The organism is Paraburkholderia sp. (assembly GCF_035948235.1).
Lineage (GTDB): Bacteria > Pseudomonadota > Gammaproteobacteria > Burkholderiales > Burkholderiaceae > Paraburkholderia.
In genome coordinates this window covers 1-19700 of sequence record NZ_DASZJJ010000023.1, presented here as the reverse complement: position 1 = coordinate 19700, position 19700 = coordinate 1, and the positions used below count along the sequence as shown (strand labels likewise).

The following is a 19700-nucleotide window of genomic DNA, read 5'->3' as shown; positions in this document are numbered from 1 at the left end:
GCGACCTGGACCACCCTCAAAGACACGGGGTTGGGTTCGAGTCAGGCGCAACAACTCGTGGCCTCGATGGCTTCCTATTCGAATGGCAGCTCAAACGGCTCGTCGACGCTGCTGGCCCAGGCGCCGACAGAGCCGTACCTGCTTGCGTCCGCGAATCACTAAGCATAACGAAGCAGTGTTAGTGGCTAAGTTCAACTTTTAAAGTTAGCCTCATCAGAGGGAGCACGGCTCCCTCTGATAAAAAATGAACGATTCTGCAAAAAAATAATAGACCAGCCCTTAAAGGAGCGATTGCGTGACCGTTGTGATGCCAGGTCGCTGTGAAGTCGCCTGAAACTCAAAGGGATAGGATGTCAAGAGAAGTCAACCACGCTGCATCTCATGTCGAGACCGCAAATCAGGCTTATAACGCAGGTCAATGGGATGTTGCTCTGGTCTTTGTCGAAAAGGCCATCAACGCAGATCCGCGAGACAGTGACGCGCAGCATTTGCGTGGCCTCATCGCCCTCAAGCTCGGTGAGTTGACTGAAGCACAAACTTGGCTGACGCGCGCCGTGCTTTGACAATATTCCGGCGCCTGTACCTTACCTTTATGCCGACCCGCAGCGCGCCAGACACTGGGCCGAAAGGCTGGCCCAATTGGGTAATAAGGTCTTGTCGAAAATTGGACTGGTATGGGCGGGTGGGCATACAGGTACGGCTGCTGATTCGCGACGCAGTATCGTGCCCGAGAAAATTGCGTCACTGTTGTCGTGGGGGGGCACACTGGATCAGCCTGCAGAAAGCTGATGATCCGGCCAAACAGCTTCCGTCCGGCTACCGGGCTTCGGTCGTCGACTGGATGGAAGAGATCCAGGACTTTGCCGATACGGCGGCCTTGATCGGTGGACTGTATCTGGTCGTTTCGGTCGACACTTCCGTGGCCCATCTGGCTGCGGCGATGGGCCAACCGGTCTGGCTGTTGAATCGCTTCGCGGGTTGCTGGCGCTGGCTGCGTGACCGTGATGACAGCCCGTGGTATCGCGGTTTGCTGCTATTCACCCAGCGCGAACTTGGCAACTGGGATGAGGTGCTGACGCGGGTTCGGGGCGAACTGGAAAGGCGCTATCAGGTTGGCGCGGCGACGCTGGACGCTTTGAATCGCTGAATTGGCATGACCTTCGCGCCGCCCGGCATAGGCGGCGCATCAAGTGCACGTGCGCGACCGCTCATCAAGCGGTCGAAGCGCACCAATTTTTCCACATTTGCCGGTATGCCGTTTCCATTCCTTGAGCGAACCGCTTGTAATCCATCAAAGGCGATCGCTCCATTCGCTGACGCAGATCGGCGCGCAGATTTCGAAGGCGTGTTCTGTCGCTTGCCAATCGGCATGCAATGTCCACGAATTCCTCGTCGGACCGTGCGGCAAGCTCTGAAAGCCGCAGGTTCGAGAGAATCGAAAGGCCCGCCCGACCGGCAGGGGCTGTCCCGATTTGGGTGATGACAGGCGCCCCCATCCAGAAACTATCCAGGCTGGTAGTGTGACCGTTGTATGGGAACGTATCGAGAGAAATATCGATCTCCTGATACGTCGCAAAGTATTTTTCGCGTGACTGGTAATCAAAGAAAACAAGTCTCGCCGGATCCACACCAAGTTCCTCAAAAATTGAGCTGACCTGCTTGCGAGCGTCGCCGTTCGCGACCAGCAGAATCATCCTCGATCCAGCAATCTGGTTTAATATCCTGGCCCACAATTGCATCGTTCGAATTGTCATCTTGCGTGGGCTGTTCAGGCATCCGAATGTAATGTGACGGTTCCTGTCCGCCGGCAACGGCCCTGGAAACATTTCGTTCATCATTGGATCGAAACACCAGAATGTGTCCGGCAACCAGATGAGTTGCTCGGTAGAATCGCCGTGAGTTCCTGAGGCGTTGCGAGAATCCAGTAAGGGGTCGGTCAGTCGGTAATCTATGGTGGCCATCGCGGATGTGCCCGGGTAGGCAAGCCACGCTACCTGAACGGGCGCTGGGCGACGGGCAAAGAGGAGTGGCCGCCCTCCCGCCATGTGCATCGTAAGGTCGACCAAAATATCGATTCGGTCATTCTCTACCACTGCGGCGAGGTCGTGGTCGTCAAGTCGACGAACGTCGCGCCACACGTCTGCCAGTCCAGATAGTCGGTCTGTAAATGCGTCTGGTCTCTGAACGCTCGAATAACAATAAATTTCAACTGCTCGCCTGTCGTGATTTTCCAGAAGCGGAGTCATGAAATTCGACTGGCAATGGTCCCGGAAATCCGGAGATACATAGCCGATCCTCAAACGTCGCGTCAAAGATCGCTCATTTTTGTATGTTCTATGGTGCTCTATATAGGGAGCCTCGAATTGCTTTAAAAATGCTCGGCCTTGAGCAAGAACGCCAAGTTCATCTTCATCCCTGAACATAAGCGCATAGATGAGATTCGAATGCGCTTCCATGCAATCCGGATCGAGTTCGATTGCTTGCCGATAGGCGTCGAGGGACAAGTCGATGTTCCCTGAATTCTTCGCATCCAATATGGTTCCTAGAACCAGGTAGGCTTCTGCTAGAAGGGGATTCAATTCGATCGCCCGGCGTACTGTCGCTTCAGCCTCGTCGTAACGGGAGGCTCGATAGAGCACGCGAGCGAAATCGATATATGTAATTGCAGAATTCTGGTCGATCGCCAGGGCGTAGCGAAACGCTTCCTCTGATCGTGATAGGTGGCCCAATTCAAATAAAACGGTTCCCAGGTTGTGGGCAGTATCCCGATTCGGTTTTATCGCCAATGCGTTTTGGTATGCGATTGCCGCGTCGGAGAGTTTGCCGAGTTGAAACAGAACATTGCCGAGGTTATGGCTCACGTTCTCCAAGGTCGGCGATTTGGCCAGTGCGCGCCGATATGCAAGCTCGGCCTCAAGAAATTGACCGCGATCACGGAGCATGTTTCCCAAGTTGTAGTTGGCCCCGGCCAGATCCGGGTCGATTTGCAACGACCGGACAAACTGTGCTTCGGCGTCGGGGCCAAGACCTAACTCGCGAAGCACGATGCCCAGTTTGTTGTACGCCTCGGCGCGGCCTGCTTCCATGGAGATGGCCCACTCCCAACAGGCGTTGGCGCCTGGTTTTTCTCCCAGGTTGGAGTAGCAGGCTCCCATCAAAACCAGCAGTCTCGTGTCGGCTGGATTGATTTCGAGTAGTGACTGTATTTGTTCGAGTGCTTTCTGATAATTTCCATCCCGGATGGAGGAAATCGGGGAAACTAAAATATCCGAATGATCGTTCATAGGTTTTTTTTGTAATTGTGGTGCGCAATCGAATCAACACGCCACATCTGCCGATAGGCGTCCCCCATATGCCGCCCGAACTGCTCGCCATTCATAAGCGCGGAAGCCCCCATGCGCCCGCGCAGGCTGGCACGTAGCGCGGCAAGACGCGGGAGATCGCGAGCCAGCGTCGTCACGATACGTACATAGTCCTCATCGCTATGAGCGATCAGCTCCGTCAAGCCGAGATTGGAAAGCAGGCTGACCCCTCCACGACCCGCCACTGCTCGTCCTGCGCGTGCGAGAACCGGCACGCCCATCCAGCGAGGATGTGCGTGCAGTGCTTGAGCGCTTTGTCATGCGCGCCGGACTTCCATGCATCCACCGCATGCTGTATTCGGAGCGGCGCAGGTGATGCTTGATTGGCAGGATCGGACATAGTTGAAAATCGCCGGCGCGCAATGGGTGAGCCATCATTACCGGCGATGAGTTCAAGACAGGGTCGGGCGATGCTACCCCAATGCTGGCCAAAGGCGCATAAGCAAATTCCGACTTATATTCCGTCCCGAAGCGGGGGGCGAGAAAGGATGCTGACAATATTGAGACGCACTGACAATTGCGCGTCAATTGTTCTAATTCGTGGGCGACTGGATTGGTGAGGCTGCGCCACCGACATTGCGTAAACAGCCCGCTTTATTGGCGAAACCCCACGCCAATGCATATCGCGAATGGCCACGCGAGTGGGTTGTCGATGGATGAGTCTCGAGTTGTTCTCGACGTTGACAGATCAGCTTTCCGAAATGATCAAGAAATGTAACGATGCCAAATCCCGACAACATTCAGCTCTACTACGAGCAATCGCTTCAGGCCTATCAATCGGGCCAACCCGAAGCCGCGCTTGCGTTCATTGAGCGCGTCCTGCAACACGATCTTCGCAATTGCGACGCCCTTCATCTGTGCGGACTGATTGCGCTGGCCCAGCATGACATCGCGCAGGCCGAGAATTGGTTCATGCAAGCCGTTAATGTCAAGCCGCACCCCATCTACTACAACAGTCTTTGCGTCGCGCAGACGCGCATGAGCGCTTTTGCGCGCGCAGCCGCCAGTGCGCGCGCCGGCCTGGCGATGCACGGGGAGTGCTCGCCAGCGGACACCGCGACACTGCTGTACAACCTCGGCATTGCGCTGCAGGCGGATGACCGATTGCAGGAAGCCGTCGCGGTCTATCGGCTTGCGCTGTCGCTTAATCCGTTGCATTCGGAAGCGCGAAACAACCTGAGCACATGTCTTAACGCGTTTGGCGACCTGAACGGCGCAATCGACGAACTTCGTGAGGCGATTACGTTGAATCCGGGCAATTTCGCGGCGCACAGCAATCTGGGACACAGCCTGCTTGCCGCTGGCTGCTTTTCCGAGGGGTGGCGATATTACGAACATCGATGGGCGGTTTATGACGCCGGTGATGGTGCGATCGGCATCGAGCCGCCGGACTTGCCAATCGGCCGCTGGCTCGGGCAAGCGCCGGCAGCTGGCGACCGCCTGCTGGTGTTGAACGAGCAGGGACTTGGCGACACGCTGCAGTTCTGCCGCTACCTTTTGATCGCGGCATCGCGCTTCGCCGAGGTCGGGTTTGTCTGTCCGCCGCCGCTGCGACGGTTGCTGACCGACTCACTCTGCTCACGCAACCCAAATCTGACCTTGCTGCACGAGATGCCAGCCGATGTGCAGCAGTGGGACTGGTACTGTCCGCTGCTATCGCTGCCAATGGCTTTCGATACCCAGCTCGACAGCATTCCCGCGACGCTGCCTTACCTCTATGCCAATTCCCACGCGTCGCGGCAGTGGGAAACGCGAATCGCCACGCTGCAGTCAGGCAAGTTGCCGCGCATCGGAGTGGTGTGGGCCGGAGGGCATTCCGGTACGGTCGTCGACCGGCGGCGCAGCGTGCCGGTCGAGGCGCTGGCGTCCTTGCTCGAGTGGCCCCACGCCCATTGGTTCAGCCTGCAAAAAGCCGAAAGCGAAGACAAGCAGTTGCCCGATCCGCAGCGTCTGAAGGTGATCGACTGGATGGATGAAGTTGAGGATTTTGCCGATACGGCTGCTCTGGTCGACACACTGGATCTGGTGATCTCGGTCGATACATCGGTGGCGCATCTGGCGGCGGCAATGGGTAAGCCGGTCTGGCTGCTGAATCGTTTCGCAGGTTGCTGGCGATGGCTGCGCGAACGTGATGGCAGTCCCTGGTATCCGGGCATGCGGATCTTCACCCAGCGCGAGCGCGGTGACTGGCCAGAGGTACTGCAACGTGTGTTAAGCACGCTGCAAGGCGAATACGCGCCCGGTGCACGCTAGCCAGCCCCTTCATGGGCTTAAAAACAATAAATAATTATTGTTGCTGTATAGTTCGGGCTTGCCGCTCTCAACCCGTCCGACCCGAATTTCATGCCTCGCCTCATCAAGCGCCTGCCCGCCGACGACCGCACCAACGGCTGGAGCGCCTTACTGCCCCAACGCACGCCGCGCCCGCCACTGGAAGGCGAACACACTTTCGACTGGGTGATCGTCGGTTCCGGTTACGCGGGCATCGCCGCAGCACGGCGACTGTCCGAACTGCGCCCGCGCGACTCCATCGCTCTGCTCGACAGCGGCGCGGTGGGCGAGAACGCCTCGGGCCGCAACTCCGGCTTCGCGATCGACCTGCCGCACGTGCCCGGCGATTCGGCGTCGTCGGTGGAGCAGGGCCGCCGCGCGACCCGCGTGAACCGCTTCGTGATGGCCGATCTGGAGAAGCAGATCAGCACGCACGGCATCAATTGCGGCTGCGAGCGTCGTGGCCGCTATCACGCGGCGGTCACTTCGGGCGTGGCTGCAAGCGCGCTCGGCAGCTACGCCGCCAATCTGGACGCCTGGGGCGAGCCCTTTGAGGCGCTCACGCGCGATGCGCTCGCGCAGCGTCTGGGCACGCCTTACTACCACTCGGCGATCTACACGCCCGGTACCTGCCTGATGAATCCCGCCGCGCTCGTGCGCGGTCTTGCCGACAGCCTGCCGCCCACGGTGTCGCGCTTCGAGCATTCGGCCGTCATCGAGATCGAATCCGGCGGCGCAGCCCCGTACGTGCGCACGGAGCGCGGCCGTATCCGCTTCGGCAAGCTGATCCTTGCGGTCAATCCGTTTGCGCAGTCGTTCGGCGTGTTTAAAAGCCGCCAGATTCCGATGCTGCTGTTCGCGAGCCTCACGAAGCCGCTTACGCCCGCGCAGCAGGCAAAGCTCGGTGCCGATGCGAGCTGGGGCATCACGCCTGCGCACGGCGTGGCGGGTTCGACGTTGCGCCTCACGCCCGACAAGCGCCTGCTGATCCGCCAGGGCTTCGAATACTCGCCCTCGCTGCGCACCGATGAAGCGCGGCGCAGCGTCGCGCGCGCCCAGCACGCGCAATTGCTGGCGGGCCGCTTCGGCCATCTGGGCGAGCTGGAAATCGAGCACTTCTGGATGGGCTGGCTCGGCATTTCGCACAACCACGCGCCCGCGTTCGGCAAGGTCGGCGAGCATGTGTATGCGGCGGCCTGCTGCAACGGCTCGGGGATCGTGCGCCACACGGCGGCGGGCCGGTTGATCGCCGAACACGCGCTCGGCGAGCACAGCGAACTGGCCGACGATTTCCTCATTCAGGGCACGGCCAGCTATATCCCGCCGCGCCCGCTGCGCGACCTGGGTGTGTACTGGACGCTGCGGCGCGAGCGCGCCTCGGGCAGACTCGAGGTATAGCCGCTTGCGGCCCGCATTGCGCGCTGGGCCGAGCGCATAGGCGTAGTAGGCGTAATAGACGTAATAGACATAACACTCGAATCGGCAATCCGGAGCATTTTCGTTCAAGACGCAAGTTGACTGAACGCTTACAATCCGCTCGCTGCATCCATCGCGGCGAGGCTTGCTTCGCCTTATTCGGCGCGTGATGTTCCGCACGCGTTGCATCCCTGGCGGTTCCTGGAGAGGGCAGTGGTCAAGATCGGCGCCTTGCGGGTCAATTTCGAGCAACGCGAAATGCGCCGCGAGGGCCGCACGTTGCGCGTCAGTTCGCGTGCCTTCGATATCCTCGACGTGCTGTATCGCGCCAATGGCGCGATCGTCAGCAAGGACGACATCATCGATGCGGTGTGGCCACGGCAGATCGTCGAGGAGAACCGCCTGCAGGTACATATCGCCGCGCTGCGCAAGGCGCTAGGCGACGATCGCGAGCTCATCAAGACGGTCACGGGGCGCGGCTATCTGCTCGTCGAACGCTCGCAGGACCAGGCCGCCATCAATGCGCCCGTCGGCGCGCCGATCGATGAGCCGCTTGAACCGCTTGAGCCGCTCGAACCTCGCATCGGCATCGATCTCCCCGCGTGTACCACGCCGCTAGTCGGCCGCGACGACGAAGTCGCGCGCATCCTCATCCAGCTCGAACAAGCGCCTGTGCTCACGCTGGCGGGCGCGGGCGGCGTCGGCAAGACCGCGCTCGCGGTGCGCGTGGCGCATGCGGCGCGCGAATCCGGCGCGCGTGCCGTGCGCTTTGTCGAGCTGGCGTCGGCGCAAACGCGCGAGGCGGTGCTCGCGGCGCTGGCGCTTGCCTGGCAGATCGGCCCGGACGCCCTGGGCGGCGAGGCGCGTCTGCTGGCTGCGATCCGCACGGCGCTGCCGCCGCAGGGCGCGCTGGTCGTCCTCGATAACGCCGAGCATGTCATCGATATCGTCGCCGCGCTGGTCGAAAGGCTGGTGGCCGGCGGCGCGCTGCGCGTGCTGGTGACGAGCCGCGAACCGCTGGCGATCCGCGCCGAAACCCTCCTGCGCGTCGAGCCGCTCGCCGTGCCGCCCGAAGGCGCTACCACGGACACGATGCTCGCGCACGGCGCAGTCGCCCTGTTCCTGCAACGCGCGCGCGGCCACGCGCCCGCCTGCGGCAACGACGTGGCCAGCATCCGTCTCGTTGCCGATATCTGCCGCCGCCTGGACGGTTTGCCGCTCGCCATCGAGCTGGCGGCCGCGCGCGTGGCGACGCTTGGCATCGAGGGCGTTGCCGCGCGTTTGCGCGACAGTCTGGACGACCGGCTCGACCTGCTGAGCGGCGGCCCGCGCGATGCATCGCCGCGCCAGCAGACGCTGCGCGCGACCTTCGACTGGAGCTACGCGCTGCTCGACGCGAACGCGCAGGCGTTACTGCGCAATCTCGCGTTCTTTGCGGGCACGTTCACGTTCGAGGCGGTCTGCGCGGTCGCCGCTGAACCTGACGATCCCGTCTCGGCGGTGATTGCAACGCTTGGCGAGCTGATTGCCAAGTCGCTGCTCGCGGTGGAGTTTCGCGGTGCCATCGCGCTGTACCGCCTGACCGAATCCACGCGCGCCTACGCCATGGGCAAGCTGCGCGAAGAAGGCGCGCTGCGGCGCGTGGGCGAGCGTCATCTGCGCTATCTGCAGCCGCATATCGAGGACCGCGCCGTGCTCGCACCGTCGCGCACGCTCGCCCGCGCGCGGCCTTCGCTCGACGACGCGCGCCGTGCCTGGGACTGGGCTTTCTCGCCCGAAGGCGACGCCGTACTGGGCGTGGCGCTGGCGGGCTCGCTCGTGGGCACCCTGCTCGACGCCGGGCTCGTGCACGAGTGCCACGAACGCGCGGCGCGTGCGCTCGACGCGCTCGAGCGCTTGCCCGCCGATGCAGCCGATAGTGCGGGGACCGTCGATGCCCTCTGCGCGATGCGCGTGCGCGCCGCCTTTGCCGCCACCGTACTGTTGACGGGCGGCGCGGCCGCCGACGCCGCGCGGCACTGGCGCGAAGTGCTCAAGTGCGCCCAGTCGTGCGGCGACGACGCTTTCGCCGCGCGCGCACTCTGGGGTCTCTGGAACGCGGCAATGAGTGCGGGCGAAATTCACGCGTCGCTGCGCTTCGCCACCCGCCTGGAAGTGTGCGCGGCTCGCGCAGGCACGCCCTGGCAGAAGCTCTGCGCGAGCGCGATGCTGGCGGCGTCGCTGCATTGTTTCGGCGAGCATGGGCAGGCGCGCGAGCGGCTCGAACGTACGCTGGGCGCGCTCGATGTGTTGCACGCCAACGGCGCGCCGCAGCGTGTCGACAGCGATCTTTCCGTCGATCCGCGTATTTTCGGCGCGGGCACGCTCGCACGCATTGCGTGGCTCGAAGGCGATCCGGCGTTGGCGCTGCAACTGACCCAGCGCGCGCTGGGTCACGTACGCGCCGACATGCTGGAGCCGACGCTTTGCCATCTGCTGGCCGTGGTGGTCGTGCCGCTGCAACTCGCGTGTGGCGATCTGGCGCAAGCGAAGCGCCATCTGGCGCTGCTGCGCTCGCAGGCGGCGCTACATCGCTTCGACGGCTGGCAGGCATACGGCGCCTGTCTCGCGGGGCAACTCGATCTGCAGACCGGGCACGCAGAAAAAGGTCTGGCACAACTCGAAGCGGGGCTCGCGCAACTGGCTTCGCGCGACTTCAGGCGCCTGGTCGCGCCGCTCGAGGCAATCTGCGCGCAGGCCATGGCCAACGCGGGCCGTATCGACGATGCGCTCGCGCTGCTTGAAGCCGCGCGGCGGCACGGCGAAATACACGGCGATAGCGGCTTCGCCGCGGAGTTGCTGCGCGTGCGCGGCGTGGTGGAATTGATGCGCGCGCAACGGTCTGCAACAATGGCCAGGGCGGACGTCGCGCGCCACGTCGCAGCGGGACGGCGAACCTTGAGCGAAGCCATGGACCTCGCGCACGAACAGGGGGCGCGGCTGCTGGCCTTGCGCGCGGCGCTAGATCTGGCAGCGTCGCTCATCCAGGATGGCGCGTTGAAGGACGCCGCTGGCTTGCTGGCGCCATTCGTTTCATTTGCCGAACACACGAACGTGCCCGAGGCGCAGCGCCTGGCGAGCCTGCTGGCGTCGATCAAAACGCGCGGCGGGGCAGCGGTGCGTGAATTCACGTAAATAACTCGTCAAACCAGCAAGCCAGATTTAAAGCGCCGCTTTAAACCTGGCTTTAAACGCGCGTATCCATTGCGGTATTGCGCAGCGATCCAGCCAGTATGACGTCGCTGGTCGCCAGCATAGCGGACGGATCGAATGCCCCTGCGCTGGATCGGTCCTGCTATCGCAGCTTTACACAATCCGCATCGACGCTTTCCCATTCTTTCCTCATGAATTTCGCAGAATTAATTAGTTGAAGCGCCGCCCCCTGCCCGGACAAGATGGCCCGCTATTCCAGAAAAGCGAAGCATCTCTTTCTAATCTTCGGGTCGGGGCATCAATGAGAACACCGTATCGGGCGATGTCGATAGCCGTCGCCGCAGTCGCATGGGCAAGCGCCGCGCAGGCGCAAAACGTTAGCACCGGAAACACCAGTTCCTCCGCGCAGACGGATGGAACGTCGTCGAAGCAGGACGTGCAGGTGCAGGATCGTGTGGTGGTGACGGGCACGCGCACGGCCACGAAGGCCACGCGCAGTCTCACGCCTGTGGACGTGATCACTTCCGCGCAATTGCAGAGCACAGGGCAGGCCGATCTGCGCGACGCGCTGGTGTCGCTGTCGCCTGCGATCCAGCGCCAGGCGATGGGCGGCGCGCAGGCGGCGCTCGTCGATACGCTCACGCTGCATGGCCTCACGCCCGACCAGGTGCTGGTGCTCGTCAACGGCAAGCGCCGTCATTCGACCGCGACGATCTCGCTCAACCCCGGCCCGCAGCAGGGCTCGACGGGCGTGGACATCGACCTGATTCCGGTGAGCGCCGTCGATCATGTGGAAATCCTGCGCGACGGCGCGGCGGCGCAATACGGCTCCGACGCTATCGCCGGGGTCATCAACATCATTTTGAAGTCGGATACGAAGGGCGGCTACATCGAAAGCCTAACGGGGCAGACCTACCAGGGCGACGGGCTGCGCCAGAGCACTTCGGCGAATTACGGTTTCGCGCTGGGGCCGGGCGGTTTCCTCAATCTGAGCGCCGAAGTCTCGCGCGAGAATCACACCAACCGCACGGAGCAATACGCCCACACGGGCGCGCTCGCGGGCGAGGCCAGCAACAAATATATTGGCGACCCGGCCAGCACGCGTCAGGTGGTGGGCTTCAACGCGGGCTATTTCCTGAGCGATAGCGTGCAGTTGTACGGCTTCGGCACTTACGCGCATCGCGATGCGGCAAGCTATCAGACCGTGCGCGGCGCGAGCGTGCTGCCTGCGGTCTATCCGAACGGTTTCGTGCCGCAGGATCTGCTTAGCGAAAACGACTTCTCTGTCACGTTTGGCGCGAAAGGCGACAATCTGCTGGGTTGGAAATGGGATTTGAGTTCGACCTATGGCGGCGATAACGCCAATTTCAGCCAGTCGTCGTCGGCGAATATCGGGCTTTATCAGGCCACGGGGCAAACGCCCACGAAGTTCTATATCGGCCGCCAGTCGGACACGCAATGGACCAATAACCTCGACCTCACGCGGCCGTTCAATCTGGGCTTTCTGCCTGCGCCGCTGAACGTGTCGTTTGGCGTGGAGCAGCGCATCGAGGGCTATTCCGTGGGCGCGGGCGAGCCGTATTCGTATCTTTACGGCGGCACGCCCGCGCTGGTTGGCTTGCCACCCGCTAGCGAAAGCAACAACACGCGCAATGTGCTGGCCACCTATATCGACCTGTCGACGAATATCACGCGTAAATGGCGCATCGATCTGGCGGGCCGTTTCGAGCACTACAGCGACGTGGGCGACACGACCAACGGCAAGATCGCCACGCGCTACGATTTCACGCCGTGGATCGCCTTGCGCGGCAGCGTCAGTACCGGTTTTCGCGCGCCATCACTTGCTCAGGAATACTACACGACGATCAGCCCGACGCCCACGTCCGCCTTCGCCTTGCTGGCGGCGAATTCGGCGGCGGCGCGCGCGCTGGGCGCACAGCCGCTCAAACCGGAAAAATCGACGAGCTATAACGTCGGCCTCGTACTGACGCCCGCACGCGACCTCAATGTGACGATCGACGCGTATCAGATCGATATTCGCGATCGCATCGTCGAAGGCGGTTCGCAGGCGGGCGCGGCGGCGATTGGCGCAATCGGACTGGCGGGATTTTCGACGCCGCTGGGCATTCCCGCTTCGGCAATATCGGCGAGTTACTTCACCAACGGCGCGAACACGCGCACGCGTGGTCTCGATCTGGCCGCGACCTATCGCACATACCTGGGCCAGTACGGCAGCATCGACTGGGATCTGGGCGTGAACTTCAACACGACGTCGCTCACGCGCGTGGCGGCAGGTGCGAACGGCAAGCCGCTGCTGAACGCGCAACAGATCGCCTATCTGACGACGGGCACGCCGAAGAACAAAATCATTCTGGGCGGCGTGTGGAATTACGGCAAATGGGGCCTTTCGCTGCACGAAACGCGCTACGGCAGCACGTCCGCGCAGGAGTCGTATCGCACCGGACCGAATGCGGGGTCGGTGACGGTCTTTATTCCGTTCACCAACAAAGCCGAATACACCACCGATATCGAGGCGCGCTACAGCGTTACCAAGCATTTCAACGTGGCAGTCGGCGCGCGCAATCTGTTTAACGCGTATCCCAACAAGCTGCCGCTCGCGGCGCAATATGCCGGTGCGGTGTACGACACGACGACTTCGCCGATTGGCGTCGACGGCGGTTTTTACTATCTGCGCGCGCGTTACGTGTTTTAACGCGGATAATCGGCCCGCTAAATCGGACAGCTCAATCGTCGCGCGGCAAGATCAGTTCGGCATCGAGTCCGGCGATGCGGCCCGCCTCCATGCGATTGTGCAGCGTGAGCGTGCCGCCGTGCGCACCGGCGATGCTGCGCGCAATCGTGAGGCCCAGGCCCGTGCCGCCGCTCGTTGCTTCGTCATGATGGGGGGCGATACGGAAATACGGCTCGAATACGCGCTCGAGCAGCGCCGCGTCGGCAATGCCGGGGCCGTTGTCGCTCACGCATACGCGCACCTGGGCGCCATCGTCGCGTACGGCGATATGCGCTTCGCCGCCGTAACGGATCGCGTTGTTCACGAGGTTTTGCAGGCAGCGTTTAAGGTTGCGCGCGAAGCCTTTGAGCGGCGCGCGCGTACTGCCGGTTACGCTAGCGGCGTGGCCTGCTTCACGTGCGTCTTCGACCAGGCCTTCGAGCATCGAATCCAGATCGATTTTCTGGCGCGCCTCGGTGATCTCCACGCCTTGCACGGCGTCGAGCGTCGCGCCCACCATCGCCTCCATGTCGTCGAGATCGCCACGCAGACGCTCGCGCCATGTCGGGTCGGGCAGCATCTCGGCGCGCAGGCGCAGCCGCGTGAGGGGCGAGCGCAGGTCGTGCGAGACAGCCGCCAGAAAGCGCGAACGCTCCGTCAAATGATCGATCAACTGCTGCTGCATCGCATTGAAGGACTGCGCCGCGCTGCGCACTTCCAGCGGCCCGCTTTCCGGCAGCGGCGCGCGATGGATATTGCGGCCCAGCGCCTGGGCAGCGCGCGTCAACTGGCGCAGCGGCGCAAGCGCGAAGCGCACCGCGACAAAGGCAATCGCGCACACGGCGGCAAAGCGCAGCAGATAGATCCGCAGCAAATAGTCGAATACCAGCTCGCCGCGCTCGGAATGCATGCCGGCCTGGCCTTCGAGCGAATGGATTTCCAGCCAGCCCTGGCCCGGAACGTTCAGGAGTACGTGAAAATCGCCCGTGGGCATGCGCGAATCGAACAGGCTCAGGATGCCGCGATGGCGCCCGTCGTCGTCGCGCAGTTGCGCTTCGATCAGACGCACGTCGATGGGTTCGCCCAGGCGCTTCTGGATCACGCCGGAAATCAGTCCGCTGGTGGCGCGCAGCGTGAGCGATGGCGGCGCTTCAGAGGTGGGCAAGGCAGGCGGCGCGGACGGCGCGCCCGCAATCCATTGCAGCGTATAACGCGCGTCGCTCAATTGATTCAGGATCATGTCGCGCGTGGCCGCGTCGGGCGCGTGCTGGAGCAGGCGCACGGTATCGGCCAGACGGCTGGCGAACAGGCGCGCGGGAATCTCCAGCGTGCGGTTGTCGTGCGTGTCGAACCAGATCGTGCTGGTGAGCAACTGGCCCGCGAACATGCCCGCCGCGAGCACCAGCACCAGGCGGCCAAACAGCGTGTCGGGCCATACAAAGCGCCGCAAGCGGTCCGTGAAGCGCGCCATCGTCACGCTTCGTACGCCACGTTGGCGACGAGCATATAGCCCTCGTTGCGCACGGTGCGGATCAGCGCGGCGTTGCGCGCCGAATCCTTCAGGTGATGTCGCAGGCGGCTCACGCACACGTCGATGGAGCGGTCGAGCGGCGTATGCCCCTTGTCGAACACCTGGTCGAGCAGATATTCGCGCGTGAGCGGCCGGTTCGGGTGATCGAGCAGGGTACGCAGCGTGCGGTAATCCGAGCCGCCAAGCGACACCACCACGCCTTCGGGCGAGAGCATCTGCTTCATGCGCGTGTCCAGACGCCAGCCCGCGAAGGTAATGAAGGCGCTGGCGTCCGCGTGGCGTGCCGGTGCGGCGTTAGGCACGGCGGCTCCCCCCACCGCTTCGGGCACGGCGCGCGTACGCCGCAGCACCACCTTGATCTTGGCCACCAGCTCACGCGGATCGAAGGGCTTGGGCAGATAGTCGTCGGCGCCCATTTCCAGACCCAGGATGCGGTCGAGCAGGCCGCCGCGCGCGGACAGCATGATGATCGGCACGGCGTTCTCGCGGCGCAGATCGCGCGTGAGGTCGAGGCCGTCTTCGCCGTCGAGCATCAGGTCGAGCACGATCAGGTCGATGCGCGTTTGCCGCAGGATCTGCTTCATCTGCGCGCCGTTGCTGGCGGCGCTCGCCTCGTAGCCCATGTCGCGCAGATAGTCGCGCAGGAGCTGGCGGATATTGGGGTCGTCGTCGACGACGAGAATGTGGTCCATCGTGGGTTCGTACTGCCTTGAAACTGCGAAAACGGCGGCAATCGCGCCTGCCGGGCCCGGGCCAACACATTTCATTACAAAAGGGCCGCTTCTCAACACATTGCCATTACATCGCGCCGCTAAAGTGTGGGTCGCAAATAGCAATCGTTCTCATTTATGAATTCTATCATGCCGCTGGCCCGCTTCTCCTCCCGCCTCACGCGTGCTGCCGTCGCGGGTGGCTTCGTTTTTGCCGCTGCCGCTTCGGTGGCCGCTCATGCCGCCGCGCCTGCCGCTGCATCGGCCGCCGATGTTGCCACATCGGTTGCCACGTCGGCCGCCGCCGCAACAACTTCGCCCGCGGCGCCGCTCACCGTGACGGACCTCGCGGGCCGCACCGTGAAGATTCCGGCCAACCCGCACCGCATCCTGCTGGGCGAAAGCCGCCTGCTGTCCGCCGTCGCGCTGCTCGAGGGCCAGAAGCCGCTCGCGCGCATTGTCGGCTGGCAGGGCGATCTGCCGACGATGGACCCGCAGACTTACGACGCCTACGCGCGCAAGTTCCCCGAGATCCGCACGATTCCGCTGATCGGCAAGGCCACGGAAGACAGCATCAGCGACGAGAAGGCGCTCGCGCTCAAGCCCGATGTCGCGATCTTCAGCGTCGCGGGCCACGGCCCGAGCCGCTATAACGCGCTGGTGAAGCAACTGGAAGCGACCGGCACCACGGTGGTGTTCATCGACTTCCGCGTCCATCCGCTGCAGAACACGCTGCCGAGCATCAAGCTGCTGGGCGAAGTGCTGCATCGCGAGGCGCAGGCCGATGCTTACATCCAGTTCTATCAGCAGCATCTCGCGGCGGTCGAGAACGTCGTCAAGACGATTCCCGAGAACCAGCGTCCGAAGGTGTTCGTCGACATGCTCGCGGGCGTGTGGGACGCAGGCTGTTGCCACACGGCGGGCAAGGGCAACTTCGGCGAGTTCGTCGATGCGGCGGGCGGGCGCAATATCGCCGCCGGTCTGCTGCCGGGCGTGCTGGGCGACATCAGCATGGAGCAGGTGATCGCTTCGCAACCGGACGTGTATATCGCCACGGGCAGCCGTACCAAGCCGGGTCTGGCCTCGCTGCGCGTGGGCGCGCTCACGAGCGAGCACGACGCGCAGGCGAGCCTGGCGCAACTGGTTGCGCGCCCGGGCTTTGACACCATCAAGGCGATTCACGACGGTCGCGTGCACGGCATCTCGCACAACTATTACGACTCGCCGTACAACATCGTCGCGATCGAAGCCTTCGCGAAGTGGTTCTATCCGCAGCAATTCAAGTCGCTCAACGTGCAGGCGACCCAGGACGAGCTGTATCGACGCTTCCTCGCGGTGCCGGATAGCGGCGCCGAATGGGTCGATGCGCCGCTGCCGAAGAGTCAAGCCGCAGCGCAGAAAGAGGCTGCGCGATGAACGACATGCGTGTGCCGGCCGGCTCCGGCTGGCGCGCAGGCGAGGCCGACGCGCACGCGCAGGCCAACGCTGAAGCGGCGCAGGCGCAGATGCGCGCCTACACCCGCCTCACGCGGCGGCGCGCGCTGCTGCTGGTGCTGGTGGCGCTGCTGATCGCCGGGTCGCTGCTGATCGACGCGAGTTCGGGCCCGTCGGGCCTGCCGCTCGCCACGCTCGTGCATACGCTGTTCGACCGCGCGCACGCCGATCCCGCCGATGTCGTGATCGTCTGGCAGATCCGCTTGCCGTACGCGGTGATGGCGCTGGCGGTGGGCGCGTCGCTGGGTTTGTCCGGCGCGGAGATGCAGACCATCCTGAACAATCCGCTCGCCAGCCCTTATACGCTGGGCGTATCGGCGGCGGCGGCGTTTGGCGCGTCGCTGGCGATCGTGCTCGATCTGGCGATTCCGGGCGTGGCGCAGACGTGGGTGGTCTCGGCCAATGCGTTTGTGTTTGCGTTCGCTTCCGCGCTCACGCTCGACCTGGTCGCGCGCTGGCGCGGCATGAGCACGGCGGGCGTGGTGCTGATGGGCATCGCGCTGGTGTTCTCCTTCCACGCGCTCACCGAGCTGATGCAGTTCATCGCCTCCGCCGACGCGCTGCAGGGTCTCGTGTTCTGGACGCTCGGCTCGCTCGCTCGCGCCGACTGGACCAAGATCGGCGTGCTGGCGGCGGCGCTGGCCGTCGCCTTGCCGCTGTCGATGAAGAACGCGTGGGCGCTCACGGCGCTGCGCCTTGGCGAAGACCGCGCGGCCAGCTTTGGCATCGACATCAAGCGGCTGCGCTTGACCACGCTGCTGCGCGTGGCGGTGCTCTCGGCGCTGGCGGTGTCGTTCGTGGGCACCATCGGCTTTGTCGGGCTGATCGCGCCGCATCTCGCGCGCACGCTGTTCGGCGAGGACCATCGCTTCTATCTGCCTGGCAGCCTGCTGCTGGGCGCGCTGATGCTGTCGCTGGCGTCGATCGCGTCGAAGCTGATCGTGCCGGGCGTGCTGATTCCGGTGGGCATCGTCACCGCGCTGGTGGGGATTCCGCTGTTTCTGGCGATCGTCGTGCGCTCGCAGGGGGGCTCGCAATGACCGGACTCTCGATCCACGGTCTGGGTGTGCGCTACGGCCGCCGCGACGTGCTGCGCGAGTTGAGCGCGGGGCCGCTGCCGCGCGGCGAAATCACCGCGTTGCTCGGGCCGAACGGCAGCGGCAAGTCCACGCTGCTGCGCACGCTCGCGGGCCTTTCGAAGCCCAGTGCGGGCACGCTCACGCTCGACGGCGCGCCGCTCGCGTTGGGCGTGGCCAGCGCCCGCTCGCATAGCGTCGTCTATCTGCCGCAGGCGCTGCCCGCAGGCGTGCGCCTGCAGGTGCTCGAATCGGTGCTGGTGGCCGCGCGCGCCGGACGCGATCCGGCGTTGCGCTCGCACACCAGCGCGCAGGTGCTGGCGGCGGCGCACGACGCGCTCGAACGTCTCGATATCGGCGCACTTGCCGGGCGCTCGCTCGATGAATTGTCGGGCGGCCAGCGTCAGCTCGTGGGCATCGCCCAGGCGCTGGTGCGCGAGCCGCAGGTTCTGCTGCTCGACGAGCCGCTTTCGGCGCTCGACCTCAATCACCAGTATCAGGTGATGGCGGTGTTGCGCGAGGTGACGCGCGAGCGCGGCATCGCCACCGTCGTGGTGCTGCACGACATCAACGCAGCATTGCGCGCGTGCGATCGCGCCATGCTGCTGCACGATGGGCGCATCGCGCACTTCGGCATTCCCGCCGAAGTCGTGACGCCCGCCAGCCTTGCCGAAGTATTCGGAGTCCGCGCGCGCATCGAGCCATGCTCGCGCGGCTTCCATCAGGTTCTGATCGACGGTCTCGCCGATCGGAAGGGCCCAGCCAGCCGCCACTAGCGCGTCCCAGCCACGCCCGTTCAATCCGTTACGTACCGGCAGCGCCGGGAACACGACGTCGCGCCTCGCGCGCGCGTCGTGCGCCCGCGCTCGCCTGCGTGACGCCAAAACAACTCGAAACTAGAATCAAGCAGGGAAACCATGAAGAAGACTTTCCTGGTAGCCGCGTGCGCGGCCGCATGGGCGTGCGGCGCGCATGCGCAGAACAGCGTGACGCTGTACGGCTTCATCGACGCCGGCCTTTCATTCAACAGCAATGCCGGCGGCAAGCGGTCGTATCAGGCCGGCAGCGGCGACGTGACGGGCAGCCACTGGGGTATCAAGGGCCGTGAGGATCTGGGCGGGGGCACGGCCGCGATCTTCCAGCTGGAAAACGGGTTTTCGGTGATGAACGGCACGATGCGTCAGGGCGGCCGCCTGTTCGGCTTCCAGTCCTGGGTCGGCCTGACCAACAATCAGTACGGCTCGCTGACGCTCGGCCGTCAGTACGATTCGGTGGTGGACTATCTCGCGCCGCTGAGCTTCACGGGCGTGCATCCGGGCGGCAACAACATGAGCGCCCACCCGTACGACAACGACAACCTCAACAACTCGTTCCGTGTGAATAACGCGGTGAAGTACGCGAGCGCGAACTACCACGGCCTTCAGTTCGGTACGCTGTACGGCTTCTCGAACGAAGCGGGCGGTTTCGACGATAACCGCGTCTACAGCTTCGGCGGTCAGTACGAGACGGGGCCGCTGGTTTTCGCTGCGGGCTATCTGCAGGCGAACAACGGCGGCAGCGCTACCAATACGAGCGGCGCAATCACGCTCACCGAGCGCACGTTTATCGCCTCGCAACAGCGCATCTATGGCGCAGGCGTGAACTACACGGCGGGCAAGGCGCGTTTTGGCTTCGTGTGGACGCGCACGCAGCTTGACGGTCTCGACACGATCAACGGCGCGAACAGCCTGGGCCTCACGCAGAACGGCCAGGGCGCGAGCTTCTCGAACTACGAGGTGAACGCCGCGTATCACTTCACTCCGGCCTTCAGCGTGACGGGCGAGTACACCTTCACGCAAGGCACGCTGTCGAATTCGACTGGCGACCACCACCCAACCTGGCACGAGGTGTCGGTGGAGGCGGATTACTTCTTCTCGA

14 protein-coding genes are annotated in these 19700 nt (G+C 63.7%); 10 read left to right on the top strand and 4 right to left on the bottom strand.

All coding sequences use genetic code 11. The features are described from left to right. The first annotated feature begins 350 nt into the window (after positions 1–350). Entirely contained in the window at positions 351–563 is a 213-nt protein-coding gene (locus VG320_RS01475; protein WP_327198410.1) for a tetratricopeptide repeat protein, read from the top strand. Between the two features lie 119 nt (positions 564–682). Then, positions 683–1147, top strand: coding sequence for a glycosyltransferase family 9 protein (locus VG320_RS01470; RefSeq protein WP_327198409.1), 465 nt, complete (start codon positions 683–685; stop codon positions 1145–1147). Between the two features lie 64 nt (positions 1148–1211). Here VG320_RS01470 and VG320_RS01465 read toward each other — a convergent pair whose 3' ends face one another. Beyond that, positions 1212–3284, bottom strand: a complete 2073-nt coding sequence (locus VG320_RS01465) for a tetratricopeptide repeat protein (protein WP_327198408.1) — start codon at positions 3282–3284, stop codon at positions 1212–1214. Continuing rightward, the gene (locus tag VG320_RS01460) at positions 3281–3583 is read right to left on the bottom strand and encodes a hypothetical protein (protein WP_327198407.1); all 303 of its coding nucleotides are present in this window, start codon (positions 3581–3583) and stop codon (positions 3281–3283) included. The genes VG320_RS01465 and VG320_RS01460 overlap by 4 nt, the downstream gene beginning before the upstream one ends. A 499-nt stretch (positions 3584–4082) precedes the next feature. Between VG320_RS01460 and VG320_RS01455 the strand changes: the two genes are divergently transcribed. The 4 genes from VG320_RS01455 to VG320_RS01440 all read left to right on the top strand — a co-directional run bounded on the left by VG320_RS01455 (position 4083) and on the right by VG320_RS01440 (position 12954). Then, positions 4083–5615 carry a tetratricopeptide repeat-containing glycosyltransferase family protein gene (locus VG320_RS01455; protein ID WP_327198406.1) on the top strand — a complete coding sequence of 511 codons (1533 nt, stop codon included), beginning with the start codon at positions 4083–4085 and terminating at the stop codon, positions 5613–5615. A gap of 90 nt (positions 5616–5705) precedes the next feature. Then, a complete protein-coding gene (locus VG320_RS01450; RefSeq protein WP_327198405.1) occupies positions 5706–7031 on the top strand; it encodes an FAD-binding oxidoreductase in 1326 nt (441 codons plus the stop codon). Between the two features lie 231 nt (positions 7032–7262). After that, on the top strand, positions 7263–10223 hold the full coding sequence (locus VG320_RS01445) for an ATP-binding protein (protein WP_327198404.1): 2961 nt from the start codon (positions 7263–7265) through the stop codon (positions 10221–10223). A gap of 340 nt (positions 10224–10563) precedes the next feature. Continuing rightward, complete coding sequence (locus tag VG320_RS01440; protein ID WP_327198403.1) at positions 10564–12954, top strand: TonB-dependent receptor; 2391 nt, start codon at positions 10564–10566, stop codon at positions 12952–12954. Positions 12955–12985: 31 nt separating this feature from the next. On the opposite strand, the gene VG320_RS01435 is transcribed toward VG320_RS01440, so the two are convergent. Both VG320_RS01435 and VG320_RS01430 read right to left on the bottom strand, forming a co-directional pair. Further along, positions 12986–14443 (bottom strand): ATP-binding protein, encoded by a 1458-nt coding sequence (locus tag VG320_RS01435; protein WP_327198402.1) that lies wholly within the window; start codon positions 14441–14443, stop codon positions 12986–12988. A 2-nt stretch (positions 14444–14445) separates the two neighbouring features. Then, positions 14446–15195, bottom strand: a complete 750-nt coding sequence (locus VG320_RS01430; protein WP_327198401.1) for a response regulator — start codon at positions 15193–15195, stop codon at positions 14446–14448. Between the two features lie 168 nt (positions 15196–15363). Between VG320_RS01430 and VG320_RS01425 the strand changes: the two genes are divergently transcribed. From VG320_RS01425 to VG320_RS01410, 4 genes are all read left to right on the top strand, one after another. Further along, on the top strand, positions 15364–16629 hold the full coding sequence (locus VG320_RS01425) for an ABC transporter substrate-binding protein (protein WP_327198400.1): 1266 nt from the start codon (positions 15364–15366) through the stop codon (positions 16627–16629). A gap of 89 nt (positions 16630–16718) precedes the next feature. Further along, positions 16719–17747 carry an iron ABC transporter permease gene (locus tag VG320_RS01420; RefSeq protein ID WP_327198411.1) on the top strand — a complete coding sequence of 343 codons (1029 nt, stop codon included), beginning with the start codon at positions 16719–16721 and terminating at the stop codon, positions 17745–17747. Continuing rightward, a complete protein-coding gene (locus VG320_RS01415) occupies positions 17744–18559 on the top strand; it encodes an ABC transporter ATP-binding protein (protein ID WP_327198399.1) in 816 nt (271 codons plus the stop codon). Before VG320_RS01420 ends, VG320_RS01415 begins: the two co-directional genes overlap by 4 nt. Before the next feature lie 141 nt (positions 18560–18700). Beyond that, positions 18701–19700: porin (locus tag VG320_RS01410; RefSeq protein ID WP_327198398.1), on the top strand; the 1000-nt coding region annotated here is incomplete at its 3' end.

Coding starts and splice junctions, on each gene's coding strand:
- VG320_RS01430 (WP_327198401.1), bottom strand. CDS start 15,195: ATGGACCACATTCTCGTCGTCGACGACGACCCCAATATCCGCCAGCTC.
- VG320_RS01415 (WP_327198399.1), top strand. CDS start 17,744: ATGACCGGACTCTCGATCCACGGTCTGGGTGTGCGCTACGGCCGCCGC.
- VG320_RS01440 (WP_327198403.1), top strand. CDS start 10,564: ATGTCGATAGCCGTCGCCGCAGTCGCATGGGCAAGCGCCGCGCAGGCG.
- VG320_RS01450 (WP_327198405.1), top strand. CDS start 5,706: ATGCCTCGCCTCATCAAGCGCCTGCCCGCCGACGACCGCACCAACGGC.
- VG320_RS01435 (WP_327198402.1), bottom strand. CDS start 14,443: ATGGCGCGCTTCACGGACCGCTTGCGGCGCTTTGTATGGCCCGACACG.
- VG320_RS01465 (WP_327198408.1), bottom strand. CDS start 3,284: ATGAACGATCATTCGGATATTTTAGTTTCCCCGATTTCCTCCATCCGG.
- VG320_RS01460 (WP_327198407.1), bottom strand. CDS start 3,583: ATGGGCGTGCCGGTTCTCGCACGCGCAGGACGAGCAGTGGCGGGTCGT.
- VG320_RS01425 (WP_327198400.1), top strand. CDS start 15,364: ATGCCGCTGGCCCGCTTCTCCTCCCGCCTCACGCGTGCTGCCGTCGCG.
- VG320_RS01475 (WP_327198410.1), top strand. CDS start 351: ATGTCAAGAGAAGTCAACCACGCTGCATCTCATGTCGAGACCGCAAAT.
- VG320_RS01455 (WP_327198406.1), top strand. CDS start 4,083: ATGCCAAATCCCGACAACATTCAGCTCTACTACGAGCAATCGCTTCAG.
- VG320_RS01420 (WP_327198411.1), top strand. CDS start 16,719: ATGCGCGCCTACACCCGCCTCACGCGGCGGCGCGCGCTGCTGCTGGTG.